Source organism: Pantoea sp. JGM49, assembly GCF_018257655.1.
Taxonomy (GTDB): domain Bacteria; phylum Pseudomonadota; class Gammaproteobacteria; order Enterobacterales; family Enterobacteriaceae; genus Pantoea; species Pantoea communis.
Genome location: NZ_JAERJM010000005.1, coordinates 1 through 17,269, shown reverse-complemented (window position 1 = coordinate 17,269; position 17,269 = coordinate 1). Strand labels below are relative to the sequence as shown.

14 protein-coding genes and 1 tRNA gene are annotated in these 17,269 nt (G+C 54.4%); 1 reads left to right on the top strand and 14 read right to left on the bottom strand.

Annotation, left to right across the window (positions count from 1 at the left end):
- Positions 1–144 precede the first annotated feature (144 nt).
- The 13 genes from rnr to nnr all read right to left on the bottom strand — a co-directional run bounded on the left by rnr (position 145) and on the right by nnr (position 15,619).
- Complete coding sequence (rnr, locus tag JK231_RS10215) at positions 145–2,595, bottom strand: ribonuclease R (RefSeq protein ID WP_211728478.1); 2,451 nt, start codon at positions 2,593–2,595, stop codon at positions 145–147.
- A 16-nt stretch (positions 2,596–2,611) separates the two neighbouring features.
- A complete protein-coding gene (nsrR, locus tag JK231_RS10210) occupies positions 2,612–3,055 on the bottom strand; it encodes a nitric oxide-sensing transcriptional repressor NsrR (protein ID WP_034829346.1) in 444 nt (147 codons plus the stop codon).
- A 192-nt stretch (positions 3,056–3,247) separates the two neighbouring features.
- A complete protein-coding gene (locus JK231_RS10205) occupies positions 3,248–4,546 on the bottom strand; it encodes an adenylosuccinate synthase (RefSeq protein ID WP_034829348.1) in 1,299 nt (432 codons plus the stop codon).
- A gap of 176 nt (positions 4,547–4,722) precedes the next feature.
- On the bottom strand, positions 4,723–4,923 hold the full coding sequence (locus JK231_RS10200; protein ID WP_034829350.1) for a DUF2065 family protein: 201 nt from the start codon (positions 4,921–4,923) through the stop codon (positions 4,723–4,725).
- A 58-nt stretch (positions 4,924–4,981) separates the two neighbouring features.
- Entirely contained in the window at positions 4,982–5,986 is a 1,005-nt protein-coding gene (gene hflC / locus JK231_RS10195; RefSeq protein ID WP_211728477.1) for a protease modulator HflC, read from the bottom strand.
- Positions 5,987–5,989: 3 nt separating this feature from the next.
- Entirely contained in the window at positions 5,990–7,228 is a 1,239-nt protein-coding gene (hflK, locus tag JK231_RS10190; protein ID WP_034829354.1) for an FtsH protease activity modulator HflK, read from the bottom strand.
- Positions 7,229–7,341: 113 nt separating this feature from the next.
- Entirely contained in the window at positions 7,342–8,622 is a 1,281-nt protein-coding gene (hflX, locus tag JK231_RS10185) for a ribosome rescue GTPase HflX (protein WP_097119487.1), read from the bottom strand.
- Positions 8,623–8,702: 80 nt separating this feature from the next.
- Positions 8,703–9,020 carry an RNA chaperone Hfq gene (gene hfq, locus JK231_RS10180; RefSeq protein ID WP_034829366.1) on the bottom strand — a complete coding sequence of 106 codons (318 nt, stop codon included), beginning with the start codon at positions 9,018–9,020 and terminating at the stop codon, positions 8,703–8,705.
- Positions 9,021–9,130: 110 nt separating this feature from the next.
- Complete coding sequence (miaA, locus tag JK231_RS10175; protein WP_211728476.1) at positions 9,131–10,072, bottom strand: tRNA (adenosine(37)-N6)-dimethylallyltransferase MiaA; 942 nt, start codon at positions 10,070–10,072, stop codon at positions 9,131–9,133.
- Positions 10,065–11,933 carry a DNA mismatch repair endonuclease MutL gene (mutL, locus tag JK231_RS10170; protein ID WP_211728475.1) on the bottom strand — a complete coding sequence of 623 codons (1,869 nt, stop codon included), beginning with the start codon at positions 11,931–11,933 and terminating at the stop codon, positions 10,065–10,067. Before mutL ends, miaA begins: the two co-directional genes overlap by 8 nt.
- A gap of 42 nt (positions 11,934–11,975) precedes the next feature.
- Complete coding sequence (amiB, locus tag JK231_RS10165) at positions 11,976–13,625, bottom strand: N-acetylmuramoyl-L-alanine amidase AmiB (RefSeq protein WP_160834428.1); 1,650 nt, start codon at positions 13,623–13,625, stop codon at positions 11,976–11,978.
- A complete protein-coding gene (gene tsaE / locus JK231_RS10160; protein ID WP_034829377.1) occupies positions 13,622–14,098 on the bottom strand; it encodes a tRNA (adenosine(37)-N6)-threonylcarbamoyltransferase complex ATPase subunit type 1 TsaE in 477 nt (158 codons plus the stop codon). Before tsaE ends, amiB begins: the two co-directional genes overlap by 4 nt.
- Before the next feature lie 3 nt (positions 14,099–14,101).
- Complete coding sequence (gene nnr / locus JK231_RS10155; RefSeq protein ID WP_097119484.1) at positions 14,102–15,619, bottom strand: bifunctional ADP-dependent NAD(P)H-hydrate dehydratase/NAD(P)H-hydrate epimerase; 1,518 nt, start codon at positions 15,617–15,619, stop codon at positions 14,102–14,104.
- Here nnr and queG point away from each other — a divergent pair.
- A complete protein-coding gene (gene queG / locus JK231_RS10150) occupies positions 15,618–16,757 on the top strand; it encodes a tRNA epoxyqueuosine(34) reductase QueG (protein WP_097119483.1) in 1,140 nt (379 codons plus the stop codon). The genes nnr and queG overlap by 2 nt on opposite strands.
- A gap of 435 nt (positions 16,758–17,192) precedes the next feature.
- Here queG and JK231_RS10145 read toward each other — a convergent pair.
- Positions 17,193–17,268: transfer RNA gene (locus tag JK231_RS10145), tRNA-Gly, on the bottom strand.
- Between the last annotated feature and the right edge of the window lies 1 nt (position 17,269).

The following is a 17,269-nucleotide window of genomic DNA, read 5'->3' as shown; positions in this document are numbered from 1 at the left end:
AACTTAAAGTCGCCATCACTACGCACTTATCCATGATCTGTCGAGCGGGCGCCATCAAAGCACGCTAGCCTAACTTTGGGGCGCCGTTTAAGGCGACCCCACCTTCAAAGTGCGATCAGGTCTTCAGGCTTCGCGAGCCAACCCTCAAGCTTCGTTAGGTTTCTTCTTCGACCCGCGCTTGGCCTTGGTGGCGGCGGCGATTTTACGGGTTTTCTCAGAGACTTTTTTGCCTTTTTTCTCAGTTTTAGCCGATTTTTCAGCAGGCGCATGCTGCTTCTTCTCGCTGCGGAACGCTGAATCTGGCTCGAAGGTGCCCTTTTTACCCGCATCGCGACGACGTCTTGCCGGCGGCTTGCCGCCGCGCTTCTCACGTTCGCGCTCGGTTTTACCCTCGCCGCGCGGTACGCGCTTGCTGGAGATGAGCGCAAAGTCGATTTTGCGCTCATCCATGTGCACCGCTTCCACACGCACTTCCACCGTATCGCCTAAACGATAAGTACGGCCACCAGATTCGCCAATCAGACGCTGACCAATTGGATCGAAACGGTAGTAATCGTTATCCAGCGAAGAGACGTGCACCAGGCCATCGATAAACAGATCGTTGAGACGCACGAAGAAGCCAAATCCGGTCACGCTGGAGATCACGCCGCTAAACACGTTGCCAACCTGATCCTGCATAAAGTCACATTTCAGCCAGTCCGCGACATCACGCGTGGCTTCATCAGCACGGCGTTCGGTCATCGAACAGTGCTGACCGAGCTGCAACATCTGCTGCATATCGTAGTGATAACCGCCGTTTGGCGTAGTGTTGCCTTTCAGCGTGCCCTGCTCTTTCGCCAGCAGGTATTTAATCGCACGGTGCAGCAGCAGATCAGGATAACGACGAATTGGCGAAGTGAAGTGTGCATAGGACTGCAACGCCAGGCCAAAGTGACCACGGTTTTCAGGATCGTACACCGCTTGCTTCATTGAGCGCAGCAACATGGTTTGCAGCATTTCTGCATCCGGGCGATCGGCCACTTGCTTGAGCAATTCGGCATAGTCGACAGGCTGCGGTTTCGCGCCTCCTGGCAGGCTCAAGCCCAGCTCGTTCAATACGGTGCGGAAGCTTTTGATGCTATCTTCGGTTGGACGATCGTGATCGCGGAACAGTGACGGTTCCTGATGCTTCTCAACATAACGCGCCGAGGCGATGTTGGCGAGAATCATGCACTCTTCGATCAGCTTGTGCGCATCGTTACGCACGGTACGTTCAACGCGATCAATACGACGCTCCGCATTGAAGATAAATTTGGCCTCTTCCGTTTCGAAGGAGATGCCGCCACGCTGCTCACGTGCGGTTTCCAGCTCCTGATACATGTGATGCAGCTCTTCAAGGTGTTTAACCTGCGCGGCATACTGCTCACGCAGCTCGGAATCGCCCTGCAGAATGTTCCACACCTTGGTGTAGGTCAGACGCGCGTGGGAGTTCATCACCGCTTCGTAGTGCTTATAGCCGGTGAGCTTGCCGCTGGAAGAGATGGTCATCTCGCACACCATGCACAGACGATCCACCTGCGGGTTCAGCGAGCACAAACCGTTGGAGAGGATCTCCGGCAGCATCGGCACCACTTGTGACGGGAAGTAAACCGACGTGCCGCGCTGATGCGCTTCGTCATCTAACGCCGTGCCTGGACGCACGTAATAGCTGACATCCGCAATCGCCACCCACAGACGCCAGCCACCACCGCGTTTTTTCTCGCAGTAAACGGCATCATCGAAGTCACGCGCATCTTCACCATCGATGGTGACGAGCGGTAACTCACGCAGATCGACGCGGCCTTTTTTTGCCTCCTCTGGCACCTGCTCTTTCAGTTTCGAAATCTCTTTCTCAACTTCTTCCGGCCAGGTATGTGGGATCTCGTGGGTGCGCAGCGCCATATCGACCGCAAGACCGGTGCCCATGTTATCGCCGAGAATCTCGGTGACCTTACCGATGGCTTTGGTGCGACGGGTTGAGCGCTGGACGATCTCTACAACCACCACCGAGCCCATGCGCGCGCCCTGGGTTTCTTCCTGCGGAATCAGGATGTCGAAGCTCAGGCGGCTGTCATCCGGCACCACAAAACCGGTGCCGGCATCGGTAAAGTAACGGCCAACAATCTGGCTGTTGCGTGGTTCCAGCACGCGCACCACGCGCGCTTCACGGCGACCTTTACGGTCTGCACTACCCGGCTGTGCCAGAATCACATCACCGTGCAGGCAGAATTTCATCTGCTCAGCAGACAGATAGAAATCATCTTTCTGGCCTTCGACGCGCAGGAAGCCATAGCCATCACGGTGACCAATCACTTTACCGCGCAGTAAGTCGAGGCGTTCTGGCAGGGCGTAACATTGACGACGGGTAAACACCAGCTGACCGTCACGCTCCATGGCGCGCAGACGACGGCGCAGCGCTTCAAGCTGCTCTTCGCTGGTGATATTCAATTCCTGGGCAATTTCATCACGATTGATGGGTTTCTCACGCTTTTCTAACAGCGCCAGAATAAATTCGCGGCTTGGAATGGGGTTGTCGTACTTTTCTGCTTCTCTATCCTGATAAGGATCTTTTGACATTACGGTTCCTCCGATGTCATTTAATTTGGATTGCCACCGGCGGTTCGGACAATAAAATTTGGTACAGTGAATCGTTATCTTTGACCAGATCGGCCAATGTATAGTTATCCAGCTCTTTGAGGAATAACTGGACCGCATCGTGCAGCGCCTTGCGCAGACGACAGGCCGGTGTGATGGCACACTCCTCACAGTTCACCAGCTGCAAAGGCTCCATTTTTCTCACTACCTGACCAATGACGATTTTTTCCGGGTCCATGCCTAAACGAATTCCGCCGTTTTTACCGCGTGTCGCGGCGACAAAGCCAGCCCGGCTGAGTTGGTTGATGATTTTAACCATATGGTTACGCGACACCCCGTAGGTATCGGTGACTTCGGTAATGTTGGTCTGCTTACCTTCCGGCAACGTCGCCATGTAAATCAGCGCACGCAGACCATAATCGGTGAAACTCGTTAGCTGCACATATACCTCGGTGAATCATCGGGCGTTAGGGTTATGCGCCGGTCGGCGTGGTGTTTAAGTATGATGATAAACCAGAGCGTGGAAGCCGGTGCGTTTTTTCTTAAGCAAGTATCGATAATTGCAAGAAAAAAGAGAGTGAGCGGAGTCAAAGAGCGGATAAACAAAGGCCGGACAGTGTCCGGCCATGTAAGATTATGCGTCGAACGGGTCGCGCAGAATCATGGTCTCACTACGGTCCGGGCCAGTTGAAATAATATCAATCGGCACACCGGTCACTTCTTCTACACGCTTGATGTAGTCACGCGCGGCCTGTGGCAGACCTTCCAGCGTTTTCACACCAAAGGTGGTTTCGCTCCAGCCAGGCATGGTTTCGTAGATTGGCTCAATACCTTCCCAACCTTCCGCAGCCAGTGGCGTGGTGGTCATCTCGCGGCCATCCGGCATGCGATAAGCCACACAGATTTTCACTTCTTTCAGGCCATCCAGCACGTCCAGTTTGGTCATGCAGAAACCTGACAGGGAGTTGATCTGTACTGCGCGACGAACGGCAACCGCATCCAGCCAGCCGGTACGACGACGACGACCGGTGGTCGCGCCAAATTCGTGGCCCTGTGCACACAGGAACTCGCCAGTTTCGTCAAACAGTTCGGTAGGGAATGGACCCGCACCAACACGCGTTGAGTAAGCTTTAACGATACCCAGCACGTAATCAACATAACGTGGGCCAATACCGGAGCCCGTCGCCACGCCACCTGCGGTGGTGTTAGACGAGGTCACATACGGATAAGTACCGTGGTCGATATCCAGCAGCGTACCCTGTGCGCCTTCGAACATGATCAGATCGCCACGCTTGCGCGCACCGTCCAACAGGTCAGAAACGTCAACCACCATGCTGGTCAGAATGTCAGCCACAGCCAACGTATCGCTCAGCACTTTTTCATAGTCAACCGCATCAGTTTTGTAGTAGTTAACCAGCTGGAAGTTGTAGAAATCGACGATTTCTTTCAGCTTAACGGCGAAGGTTTCTTTATTGAAGAGGTCGCTCACGCGCAGACCGCGACGTGCAACTTTATCTTCGTAAGCTGGACCGATACCACGACCGGTGGTACCAATCGCTTTGGCGCCACGCGCTTTTTCGCGCGCCACGTCCATCGCGACGTGATATTGCAGAATCAGTGGACATGCTTCGGAGATCAGCAGACGTTCACGTACCGGCACACCGCGCTCTTCCAGGCCTTTCATCTCTTTCATCAGCGCTTCAGGTGACAGCACAACACCATTACCAATGATGCTGGTCACGTTATCACGCAGGATGCCAGATGGAATTAAGTGGAGGACGGTTTTTTCACCGTTGATGACAAGTGTATGGCCTGCATTGTGGCCACCCTGGTAACGCACAACGAAATTCGCGCGTTCAGTCAGAAGGTCTACGATCTTACCTTTACCTTCGTCACCCCATTGGGTGCCCAGTACGACGACGTTCTTACCCATTTTTTCAAAATCACCGATTGCTTAAAAATGGATTCTACCATCGGTTTTGCTCACTTTCAGCACTTTTAGCATACGATTGCGCGGTTTTTTGCCCGCGTTTTGATCAATACAACATGTTGGGGGAAACATCGACTGCAAGACACAATTTAGCCGTGCGTTATCGCTCAAATTTAACGCTATGCGCTCGCGTGCACGCTCAGCATGTAATAAATCACCACGCCCGCTACCACTAATCCACCACCAAAACGATGCAGGATGCGATCGGGCAACTGCGCCATAGACAGAATCATGCGGCGCCAGATGCGCGGCAGAAACATCGGACCCAGCCCTTCCAGCACCAGAACCAATGCCAGCGCCATCCAGATGGTTGTGTTCATGCTATTTTTCCCAAAAAAAAGGCCGACAACATTGTCGGCCTCAAGGTTATATCAGTTCTTAACGCGCGGCGTTAGTCGGCGCCTTCATAAAGCGGAAGAAATCGCTATCCGGGCTCAACACCATCACGTCCTGATTGTCAGAGAAGCTGTTCTCGTAAGCACGCAGGCTGCGGATAAAGGCATAGAAATCAGGATCCTGACCGAAAGCATCAGCAAACAGTTTTGCTGCCTGCGCATCACCTTCACCACGTGAAATCAATGCCTGACGCTGGGCTTCAGCCAAAGTTCGAGTGACCTGGTAATCCGCCTGAGCACGCAGTTTTTCAGCCTCTTCCTGACCTTGTGAACGCTGGCTACGGGCAACCGCTTCACGCTCAGCGCGCATACGGTTGTAGATAGCATCAGACACTTCCGCTGGCAGGTTGATCTGCTTGATGCGTACGTCAACCACCTGAATACCCAGTGCAGCCATACTGTTCGGGTTTGGTGCTGGCTCGCTGCTGTTGGTTTCACGCTCAACGCGGGCTGCCGCGCTGGCAATCGCATCATCTGCAGCTGGCGTCTGCACTTCGTCATCACTGCCTGCAGTACCGGTGTTCAGCGCATCACGCACGTCGGTGGTCAAACGGCCACGTGAATCCGTGACGATGTCTTTCACATCCAGACGACCCATCTCAGAACGCAGACGGTCACTGAACTTACGTTTCAGCAGCACTTCAGCCTGAGAAACATCACCACCGCCCGTAGCCAGGTAGTAACGGCTGAAATCACTGATGCGCCACTTGATGTAGGAATCAACGATCAGGTCTTTCTTCTCTTTGGTAACAAAGCGATCGGCCTGGTTGTCCATGGTCTGGATACGCGCATCCAGCGACTTCACAGTTTCAATAAACGGGATCTTGAAGTGCAGACCCGGTGCATAAACCTGCGGCTTGTTCTCGCTATCGCGCAGAACTTTACCGAAGCGCAGCACGATACCGCGCTCACCTTCCTGCACCACGAACAGTGATGCGTACAGCGCCACCAGGACGACAATAATTACGGCAATAATTGGCTTACGCATCGATTACTCCCTCCCTGCGCGCTGGGTATCGTTGCGTAACGCATTGGCGCGACGCTGGTCCATGATGCTGCTCGGACTATAAGACGAAGAGTCATCATTGCTGGCACTGCTGCCAGACGAAGGCAGCTTCATCAAATTAGTGTTTTTCTGGCCAGCCTGGCTGCCAGAAATCTGACCACCACGCATCAGTTGATCCAGTGGCAGCACCATCAGGCTGTTACCACGGTCGTTAACCAGGACTTTACGTGTATGGCTCAGCACGCGTTCCATGCTTTCGATATACAGACGCTCTTTGGTGATTTGCGGTGCGGCTTTGTATTCCGGCAGCAGTAAAGCAAAGCGTGCCACTTCACCCTGCGCTTCTAACACCGTACGCTCTTTGTAAGCGCGGGCTTCTTCCAGAATACGTTGCGCCTGACCGTTCGCACGCGGCTGCACTTCATTCGAATAGGCTTCTGCTTCACGCACGTACTGCTCGCGGTTTTCACGTGCGGCGATGGCATCGTCAAACGAGGCCTTCACTTCTTCCGGTGGACGTGCCGCCTGGAAGTTAACGTCAAGCAGGGTAATCCCCATGTTGTAAGGACGGATGGTTTCATCCAGCTCACGTTGCGTCTCGCTACGCACCACGGTACGGCCTTCAGTGAGGATACGATCCATGGTAGAACGACCAATCACACCGCGCAGCGCACTGTCGGTGGCCTGACGCAAACTGTCGTCAGCGCTGGTGACCGCATACAAATACTGCTCAGGATTGGTTACGCGGTACTGCACGTTCATTTCCACGCGCACCACGTTTTCGTCCGACGTCAGCATCACGCCAGAGGCGGCCAGTTCACGCACGGCTTCAACGTTAACGGCACGCACCTGATCGATAAAGGTTGGCTTCCAGTTCAGGCCCGGCTCAACCAGATGGCTGAACTTACCAAAACGGGTCACAACGCCACGTTCTGCTTCTTTGATGGTGTAGAAACCGCTGGCAGCCCAGATGACCACTGCGGCTACGGCAACGATGCCAACCAGTTTGCCACCGCTACCGCCGCCGCGCTGGCCATTGTTGTCACTCTGTTTGCCACCGCCCAGTCCGCCGAGTTTTTTACTCAGCTTACGGAAGATATCATCCAGATCAGGAGGCCCCTGATCGCGCCCTCCCTTATTTCCCCCAGAGTTGCCGCCTTGATTATTGCTGCTTCCCCACGGGTCGCGGTCCTGTCCGTTATTTCCGGGCTGATTCCACGCCATGTTTCTACTCCATTTATTGTATTTACGTTTTTTACCCTTCCTCTTTCGAATTGCGGCCCAGAGAAATAATTGCAGCAATTTTCAACAAGTTAGGTAAAGGCGTTAGGGCAATATCAAACAATATAACTGGCTAATGACGGTTCCTGTTTGCACAAACGACGCCAGTCAACGATTGGCATTCGCACGTGCATACCTACAGAACCATCATCTTCATTCCATTCTTTCTCAATCGCCTGCAGTTGGTAGAAGCGGCTGCGCAAACGGCCCGCTTCTGGCGGCAGACGTAAATCATACTGCGCAATTTCACCGGCTAAGCGTTCAGACAGCGCCTGCCAAAGTAAGGGTAGACCTTCACCGCTCTGAGCAGAAAGCCAGACGCGTGTCGGCTTATTCTCTTCATCACGATCAATACGCGGCACAAAACCGTCCAGCATGTCGATTTTATTCATAATCAACAGCATGGGAATTTCATCCGATTCGATTTCTGCCAATACTTCATTAACGGCGTCGATGTTGTCGTTGACGCGCAAATCGGCAGCGTCAATCACGTGCAGCAAGAGCGTCGCCTGACGTGTTTCCTGCAGTGTGGCTTTAAAGGCCGCCACTAAGTCATGCGGTAAGTGGCGAATAAACCCAACGGTATCCGCTAAAACCACCTCACCCACGTCTGCCACATTCAGGCGACGCAGTGTCGGATCGAGGGTCGCAAACAGCTGATCGGCCGCATATACATTGGCTGACGTCACCGCATTGAACAGGGTAGATTTGCCGGCGTTGGTGTATCCCACCAGCGAAACGGTGGGCACATCGGCTTTGGCGCGTGCTTGTCGGCCCTGTTCGCGCTGCTTCTCCACACGCTCAAGGCGGGAAAGGATGAGACTAATGCGATTACGCAGTAAGCGGCGGTCCGTTTCCAGCTGCGTTTCACCGGGACCACGCAAACCAATACCGCCTTTTTGGCGCTCAAGGTGCGTCCATCCACGCACCAAACGGGTTGCCATGTGGCGCAATTGTGCCAGCTCGACCTGTAATTTACCCTCATGGGTACGGGCGCGCTGAGCAAAAATATCGAGAATTAAGCCAGTGCGGTCGACAACGCGACATTCACACACTCGCTCGAGATTACGTTCCTGGGCAGGCGATAAGGCATGATCGAATAATACGACCGATGCTCCACTCGCTTTCACCGCATCGGCAATTTCAACTGCCTTTCCTTCACCGACAAAATATTTGGGATGTGGCGCTTTACGGCTGCCAGTAATCACATGCAGCGCTTCGACGCCCGCAGAAGAGACAAGAGTTTCGAACTCCTGCAAATCTTCCAGCTCTTTGTCTTGGGAGAACCAGATGTGTACCAGTACGGCCTGCTCACCGGCATCATAACGGTCAAACAAGCTATAACCTCGCTAAAATAAAATAACCAGGACGGGAAAACGCTTTCGCTCCCCAGCCCTGGCTTTACGGCAGCGCAAAATTATTCTGCGTTATCGCCGTCTTGTTGTGGCTGCGACTGAGCGCCCTGGTTGCTTCCGCTATGGTGGTAATTGCTGCTGCCACCGCTACCGCCCGGGTTGTTGCTATGGTGCGAAACCGGACGAGAAGGAACCACTGTAGAGATGGCGTGCTTGTACACCATCTGGCTAACCGTGTTTTTCAACAGAATGACGAACTGATCAAAGGATTCAATTTGTCCTTGCAGCTTAATACCATTCACCAAATAGATCGAAACCGGTACACGTTCACGACGCAATGCGTTCAAAAACGGGTCTTGTAATGATTGCCCCTTAGCCATTCTATCTTTTCCTTATATGCTTGTTGTTTGTTACTTTAAGAACCGTGGTTCAGAAAAACTGCGTAAAAATTTGCGCACGATAACGGACCAATTGTACACAATCATCCCTGCTACGCACTAACTACCTGAAGCACCGCATTACGGGCTAATTCTGGCTCGTCACTGTCTAACCAATGGACGTTTGGCCAGCCACGTAACCAGGTCATCTGGCGTTTAGCGAGCTGCCGGGTGGCGCAAATTCCCCGATAAACCATTTCGTCGTAATCGATTTCACCAGAGAGATAAGACCACATCTGGCGATAACCTACACAACGAATGGAAGGCATATCCGTATGCAAATCACCTCGTGCAAACAGTTCACGAGCCTCCGCTTCAAATCCTGACGCTAGCATCTGGTCGTAACGCAACGCAATGCGTTGATGTATCAGTTCACGATTCGCCGGAGCGATAGCAAACTGGTACACGTCGTAGGGTAACGCTTCGCCGGGTGTTTTTGTCAGTTCCGTTAAAGTTTTACCCGAAATAAAAAAAACTTCCAGTGCTCGCGAAAGTCTCTGCGGATCATTCGGATGAATACGACTACTGGCGACCGGATCGATTTCACACAGCTGGCGGTGTAGGGCTTCCCACCCTTTCTCCGCCGCCATTTGCTCTATCCGCTGACGCACCTCGGGATCGGCCGAGGGCAACGGCGACAATCCTTCAAGCAACGCCTTGAAGTAGAGCATGGTTCCACCAACAAGCAACGGAATCTTACCCTTTTGGGTAATCTCCGCCATTTCTGCCAGCGCATCGCGACGAAACTCAGCGGCGGAATACGCTTCCGCCGGATCGCGAATGTCCAGCAAACGATGGGGCGCCAGTGCTAACTCTTCTGCCGAAGGTTTCGCCGTGCCAATATCCATCCCGCGATAGATTAAGGCAGAGTCAACGCTGATAAGTTCCACCGGAAGTTGCTGACGCAGCGAAATCGCTAATGCCGTCTTACCGGAGGCGGTAGGCCCCATCAAAAAAATTGCCTTTGGCCGGCTAGCCTGGTTTAGTTCACTCATGCTTCAACGCGTTAATCGCGCTCTCAATCTCAATGGTCTGTAACAGACCTGAAGGCGGCGACTTGAGCAGATGCGGGCATAGCCTTTCCAGCTCTGCCAGCAGTGCAATCGCCTGCGAGTGATTCCAGTGAGCGTGTTCTGCATCATCACGACGTGCCAGCCATTGGGCCAACGCAGATGCAGAAACCTCTTGCTGCCGGGCCAAGTAGCCTAACAGTTCTGGAATCAAGATTTGTAAATTTTGTGTGCGTAACGGTAAAGGGACGGCGCGTAAGGTGACGTGCTGACCTTCTCGTTGTAAATCAATGCCCATCAGCCTCAATAACGCGCCCTGAACATCGATCACATTCAACTCTTCTTTGGCAATTTTCAGCCGGACCGGGATCAGTAAAGGTTGAGGTTTCAAGCCCTCTTCTCCCGGTTGTAACTGGGCCTGTTTCAGCCAGCGTGAGGCCACATTCAGTGACAACAACTGTAATTGATGACCCCGTTCCAGCAGCGCATATTGCTCATGCATCACGCTCAGCACACGACCAAAACTTTGCGCATGTGCAGCCAACGGCGCTTCGCGTGCTTCAGGCTGACGCACGGGAGCCGGTTGCGGCGCGGCGGCGCGAGGGGCTTCGGCCACAGGCGTTTTCATTAACTGCTGGTAGGCGGCACCTTCACGTGCTCGATACACCGGCTCTTTATTCTGCCAACCCGCGTGCGTTACCGCTGCCGCACCGCCGCTGCGGGAGCTGGTGCTATTGCGTGTTGTGTTCGCCGGTTGCGCAAAATGATTCGCGCCTGCGGCCTGTCGGTTCTCTGGCTGCCACTTTGGCGCGGGCTCTTCCGCATGCGTGATGGGCAACTCTGCGGCACGGCTCGCCTGCAACGCACTCATGACGCCCTGCCAGATGAAATCATGCACCAGCCGTGACTGGTGAAAACGGACTTCGTGCTTCGCGGGATGAACATTGACATCCACCTGATGGGGATCGATCTCCAGATACAGCACATAAGCGGGTTGTTGATCTTCCCCCAACTGCGTCTGATACGCCTGCCGAATCGCATGGTTGATCAGCTTGTCACGCATCATGCGGCCATTGACGTAACAATATTGCAGATCCGTCACCTGACGTGACCCGGCGGGATCGGCCACCCATCCACGCAACGCCAAATCGTCATGCTGCCAGTCAATGCGCAGAGCATGTTGCATAAAGGGGGTGCCACAGATAGCGCCAAGACGGCGTTCACGCTGCGCTTCCTGATCCACCGCACGATACTGGCGAATCATCTTGCCGTTGTGGGTCAGCGAAATTGCCACGTCAAAGCGCGCCAGCGCGATACGGCGAATCACTTCATCAATATGGGTAAATTCGGTCTTCTCGGTGCGCATAAACTTGCGGCGCGCCGGGGTGTTGTAAAACAGATCGAGCACTTCCAGCGACGTCCCGACAGGATGTGCTGCAGGTTTCACCGTGACATCCATATCACGTCCTTCCGCATAGGCTTGCCAGGCTTCGTGTTGATCCGCGGTGCGAGAGGTTAGCGTGAGGCGTGAAACCGAACTGATACTGGCGAGGGCTTCGCCGCGAAAACCGAGGCTCATAATCGCCTCAAGATCATCCAGCGAAGCAATTTTACTGGTAGCATGGCGAGCCAATGCCATGGCCAGTTCGGCTTTGGCGATGCCACAACCGTTATCGCGGATGCGAATCAACTTCGCGCCGCCTTTTTCGATATCAACGTCAATGCGCGTCGCGCCGGCATCAAGACTGTTTTCCACCAGCTCTTTTACGACCGATGCCGGGCGCTCAACCACTTCGCCGGCGGCAATCTGGTTCGCCAGCTGCGGCGGTAAAATCTGTATTGGCATGGTGGTGATCCTTTAAGCAGACTGGCGCCGCAGCGCCAGCAATCAGGATTGTGGAATCTTTAAGTTTTGCCCCAGCATCACGTTGCTCGACTTCATATTATTCGCCTGCATGATGGCTTTGGGGCTGACACCATAATGAGCGGCGATCCCAGTGAGTGAATCACCGCGTACCACTTTGTGTCGGGTAGGACGACTCGCAGCGGTCACGCTCACGCCCGATTTTGCCGGGACTTTCAAGTGTTGCCCGACCCACACCACATCGCGTTTCAGGCTATTGAGGTCACGCAGAGTTGCCATGCTGACACCGTATTTGGCGGCAATACCTGACAACGTCTCACCGCGCGTCACCGTATGGCGCTGCGTCGCGCCAGTGTATTGCACGGTACCGGTTGCCGGGTTGCTGGCAACGCTAACCGCTGGTGCGCTGTCCAGCGGCCGGTTTTCCTCCTTTGGGATGGATTGCAGCGGATGCGCGAGGAAATAGTTGCGCAGTCCTTTATAGATCGACTGAGCAATTTTCTCCTGATACGCGCTGCTGCCAAGCAGCCGCTCCTCCGCCGCGTTACTGATAAAGCCAGTCTCAACCAGTAAAGAAGGGATATCCGGTGAACGCAACACGCCTAAGCTGGCATGCTCCGGTAAACGTTTGTGCAACGGCGTCACTCCGCGCAGTTGCTGCAGCACTTTCACCGCGACATCATAACCAACGCGCTGTGAATGCCCGAATTGCAGATCCAGTACCGCCTGGCTTAAGTAAGGATCAGCCTGGCTGTTTGCCAGTAAATCACCAGCACCGCCCAGCAATTCGGACTGCTTCTCTTTCTGTTCCAGCCAGTTCGCCATTTCGTTATTGGCGCGGCGGTTTGATAACACCCAAACGGATGCGCCGGTCGCCGAATGGTTGGGCGCGGCGTCGGCGTGAATCGATACCAGTAAATTGGCATTCTCTTTTCGCGCCACCTCGGATCGCCCCATCACCGAGATAAAGTAATCGCCGTTTCGCGTCAGCACGGGCTTAAACATCGGGTCCTGATCCATCAGCGCTTTCAGTTTGCGCGCAATGGCAATGGTGACGTTCTTCTCGTGCAGGCCATGCTGGCCCGATGCGCCGGGATCCTGACCACCGTGGCCGGCATCAATCGCCACAATCACCGTGTCATTGCGTGAAACGGCGCCACCCGGACGTACCGTGGTGTTGCTGTTGGTGACGGTGGTCACCGGATTGGCATTAAAGGGATTCGCCGCACTCTCGCTCTGGCGAGCGGTGGTCACCGGTGCGGCAGCAGTGCTGCGTTTTGCCGGTTGCGTACCGCGAATGGTAAACACCACGCGATACTGATTGCCGTCACGTTGGGTGCTGGCACGCGTGTGTGCCGCCTGCGTCAGTTCGAACACCAAACGAATACTCTGTTTATCTTTCGGCTGGCTATTGCGAATGCGTTGTACGATGTTTTCGCCGCTAAAGTTCAGCGGCAAGCCCTTAATCGCGCCACTTTGCCGAATATCCAGCACCACACGATTGGGGTTATGCAGCGGGAAGAAACCATACACGGGTTGACCATTAAAACTCAGCGTGACGGTTGCCTGACTGTCGCCGTTTTCGACTTTGATATCTGACAAGGTGGCAGATAACGCAGAAGCAGAAACGATACAGAGCGCAGCCAGCAGAATCCCTTTCATCCATGCGGTCATGCCGACTCCCTGCCTTGCTGGAACTGGGCCAGCAGCGTTTCACCCACTGCAGAAACCGCGCTGATCTCCGCTTCTCGCGCCGCGTCCACGTAGCGCAGCGTCAATGCCAGATCGGGCTCGGGTAATACGCCAGCGCCCTGCTGCGGCCATTCGACCAGGCACAATGCATCCCCGCTGAAGTAATCGCGGATACCCATAAACTCCAGCTCTTCAGGATCGGCCAGGCGATAAAGATCGAAGTGATACAGCGTGCGTGAGCCGAGTTCGTAGGGCTCCACCAGCGTATAGGTTGGGCTTTTCACATTACCCTGATGGCCAAGCGCCTGCAAAAAGCCGCGGCTAAACGTGGTTTTACCGGCGCCGAGATCGCCATAAAGATAGATCACCAACGCGCTGCTGCAAACGCGGGCAAGTTGCGCACCCAGATTTAGGGTTGCCGCCTCATCGGGCAAAGGGATAACACAGGTTTTCATGCTTTATTGTTGGATCATCTCTGGATTAACAAACTGCCACAGCAGTTCGAACAAATCAGTGGCTAACATGCCGCGCGTACCGCGCTGCCGGGCAACCGCATCTGCCGCTGCACCGTGTGCGACACAGCCCGCGCAGGCTGCCTCAAGTAAAGTCAGTTTCTGGCCCAGCATGGCCGCAATGATACCGCTCAGGACATCGCCCATGCCGCCGGATGCCATCCCTGCATTGCCTACATCCGCAATCGCGATGTCACCTGCCGCGCTGGCCACGATCGTGCCTGCGCCTTTCAGCACCACCACACCGCCGTAGCGTTTAGCGAGCGTTTGCGCCGCCTGTAAGCGGTCGCGCTCGACCTCACTGGTCTTCACGCCTAACAGCCGTGCGGCCTCGCCAGGATGCGGAGTAATGATGCGATTCTGACGGTAATCCGGCTTGATTGCCAGCAGGTTAAGCGCATCAGCATCCCAAAGCATCGGCTTTTCACTAGACGCGACTTTTTTCAGTGCCTTCTGAGCCCACTCACGTTGTCCCAGTCCGGGCCCGATAGCGATCACGTCTGCCCATTGCAGGGCCTGTTCCAGCGTTTCATCATTTAGCGCATCGACCATAAGCTCCGGTCGCGCGGTCAGAATCGGGCCGATATTATCTTCATGCGTGAGCACGCGCACAAGCCCAGCACCACTGCGCAGCGCCGCTTCCGCCGTCATTCGAATCGCCCCGGCGGTGCCAGTATCCCCTCCCACTACCACTAAACGTCCATGGTCACCTTTGTGCGAAGTGGCTTTTCGTGGTTTCAGCCAGTGCACCAGATCAGCCGCATCGTAGCGTTGAATGGGATCCGTCTCGCCCGCGAGGAATGCATTCAGGCCTAGCGCATCACAATGTAATCGACCCACGTGATCGCGAGCTTTACCAGTCAACAATCCCGGTTTCAACACAATCATACTCAGGGTGACATCCGCGTTGATGGCATTGCCCGGCGTGGTGCCAGTGGCAGCATTCAACCCCGATGGAATATCTATCGCGAAGATGGGCGCGGCATGTGCATTGGCCAGATCAATCAATTCAGCGTAAGGCGCGGCTGGTGCACGATTGATGCCGGTACCGAGCAATGCATCGATGATCACATCAATGTTTTGCGGCCATGACGCATCCGGGGCATGTATCACCCCGCCCGCCGCCAGCCAGGCTTCTTGCGCCTGCTGCGCTTCTTCCGGCAGCGGCTTATTACCGGTACATGCCAGCAGTGTCACCTCTAGCCCCGCAGCCTGTGCCAACCGCGCCACCACATAGCCATCGCCCCCGTTATTACCCTGTCCGCACAGAATCAGCCAATGCTGCGCCTGCGGCCATTGCGCCCGCACCCGTTCGTAGCTCGCCTGTCCGGCGCGCAGCATCAATTCATACAAGGTTAAACCCAGGCTATCCGCCGCATCGCGCTCCAGTTGCCCTATCGCCTGCGCAGGCCAGACAGAGTGTGGTAAACTGCGCGGGTTTGCTTCAATTGCCTGGTTTCTCATGTCATACCCTCTCGATCTTCAACAGCTTGCCCACCAAATTAAACAGTGGGGGCGCGAACTCGGCTTTCAGCAGGTTGGTATTTGCGATACCGATCTTAGCGCTGAAGAGCCCAAATTACAGGATTGGCTGGAGAAGCAGTATCACGGAGAGATGGACTGGATGGCGCGCCACGGCATGATGCGTGCGCGTCCGCATGAACTCCTGCCCGGCACACTGCGCGTGATCAGCGTGCGCATGAACTACCTTCCGGCCAAAGCGGCGTTTGCCAGCACCTTAAAAAATCCTCAGCTGGGCTATGTCAGCCGCTATGCGCTGGGCCGCGATTATCACAAAGTATTGCGCAATCGCCTGAAAAAGCTTGGAGAAATGATTCAGGCGCATTGTGGCGAACTCAACTTTCGCCCATTTGTCGATTCCGCCCCCATCCTTGAACGGCCGATTGCCGCCAAAGCAGGCTTGGGCTGGACCGGTAAACACTCGCTCATTCTCAATCGCGAAGCCGGTTCCTGGTTCTTTCTCGGCGAGTTGCTGATTGATTTGCCGTTGCCCGTCGATCAGCCACAGGAAGAACAGTGCGGTCGCTGCGTCGCCTGCATCACTATTTGCCCGACTTCCGCTATCGTTGAGCCTTATGTGGTTGACGCGCGGCGCTGTATTTCCTATCTCACTATTGAGCTGGAAGGTGCGATACCGGAAGAATTCCGTCCGCTGATTGGTAACCGCATCTATGGATGTGACGATTGCCAGCTTATCTGTCCGTGGAATCGTTATGGTCAGTTGACCGATGAAGATGATTTCTCGCCGCGCGCGGTGCTGCACGCGCCGCCGTTGGTGGATCTCTTCAAGTGGGATGAAGCGAAATTCTTGCGAGTCACTGAAGGCTCTGCGATCCGCCGCATCGGCCACTTACGCTGGCTGAGGAATATCGCAGTAGCATTGGGCAATGCGCCCTGGGCAGAAGAAAATCTGGCGGCGTTGCAAATGCGTAGCGGTGAAAACGCCATGCTGGATGAGCATATTGACTGGGCCATCACGCAGCAATTACAGAGGCGTGCGGCACAGAGCGTGGATGTTCAGCCCGCGAAGAAACAGCGCTTAGTGCGCGCCGTCGAGAAAGGCCTGGTCCGTGATGCGTGATTAACCAATCGCGCAGGATAAAATCCTTTTCCACATGCTGTGAATAAAATTATAAAGCCGAATAGTGACGAGGATCATTATATCGTCTACCAAGACTATTCACAGACTGAAATACCTTTAATTCATTAACAATCAATGAGTTAAATGATTATTGTAAACATTTAAGTAGAATATTGCGCGCAGGGGCTTGTCCAGAGCTTGTGGATAACTCTGTTCAAAACAGTTTTGCAGATAGGGTAAAACGCCGTCGGTACGTTGCAGGCGCATTGTGGATAACCTGTAAGATAACTGCAACAGACTACAGGCATCGTTGGTGCTAATGCGGTACGTAAAATTTCCAGAAAGAAAACCAGGCCGCATGAGATCGATAAAGACTGCAGCAGTTTTAAGTCTGATTACGCCCGAGAGCAAATAACATTAGTGAATATGAAAATCTGGAGCGGGAAACGAGACTCGAACTCGCGACCCCGACCTTGGCAAGGTCGTGCTCTACCAACTGAGCTATTCCCGCA

Bases quoted from the DNA above. Each gene is read 5' to 3' on its own strand.
- miaA (WP_211728476.1), bottom strand. From the start codon at position 10,072: ATGAGTGAACTAAACCAGGCTAGCCGGCCAAAGGCAATTTTTTTGATG.
- hflC (WP_211728477.1), bottom strand. From the start codon at position 5,986: ATGCGTAAGCCAATTATTGCCGTAATTATTGTCGTCCTGGTGGCGCTG.
- hflK (WP_034829354.1), bottom strand. From the start codon at position 7,228: ATGGCGTGGAATCAGCCCGGAAATAACGGACAGGACCGCGACCCGTGG.
- amiB (WP_160834428.1), bottom strand. From the start codon at position 13,625: ATGACCGCATGGATGAAAGGGATTCTGCTGGCTGCGCTCTGTATCGTT.
- mutL (WP_211728475.1), bottom strand. From the start codon at position 11,933: ATGCCAATACAGATTTTACCGCCGCAGCTGGCGAACCAGATTGCCGCC.
- queG (WP_097119483.1), top strand. From the start codon at position 15,618: ATGTCATACCCTCTCGATCTTCAACAGCTTGCCCACCAAATTAAACAG.
- nnr (WP_097119484.1), bottom strand. From the start codon at position 15,619: ATGAGAAACCAGGCAATTGAAGCAAACCCGCGCAGTTTACCACACTCT.
- JK231_RS10200 (WP_034829350.1), bottom strand. From the start codon at position 4,923: ATGAACACAACCATCTGGATGGCGCTGGCATTGGTTCTGGTGCTGGAA.
- rnr (WP_211728478.1), bottom strand. From the start codon at position 2,595: ATGTCAAAAGATCCTTATCAGGATAGAGAAGCAGAAAAGTACGACAAC.
- JK231_RS10205 (WP_034829348.1), bottom strand. From the start codon at position 4,546: ATGGGTAAGAACGTCGTCGTACTGGGCACCCAATGGGGTGACGAAGGT.
- tsaE (WP_034829377.1), bottom strand. From the start codon at position 14,098: ATGAAAACCTGTGTTATCCCTTTGCCCGATGAGGCGGCAACCCTAAAT.
- hfq (WP_034829366.1), bottom strand. From the start codon at position 9,020: ATGGCTAAGGGGCAATCATTACAAGACCCGTTTTTGAACGCATTGCGT.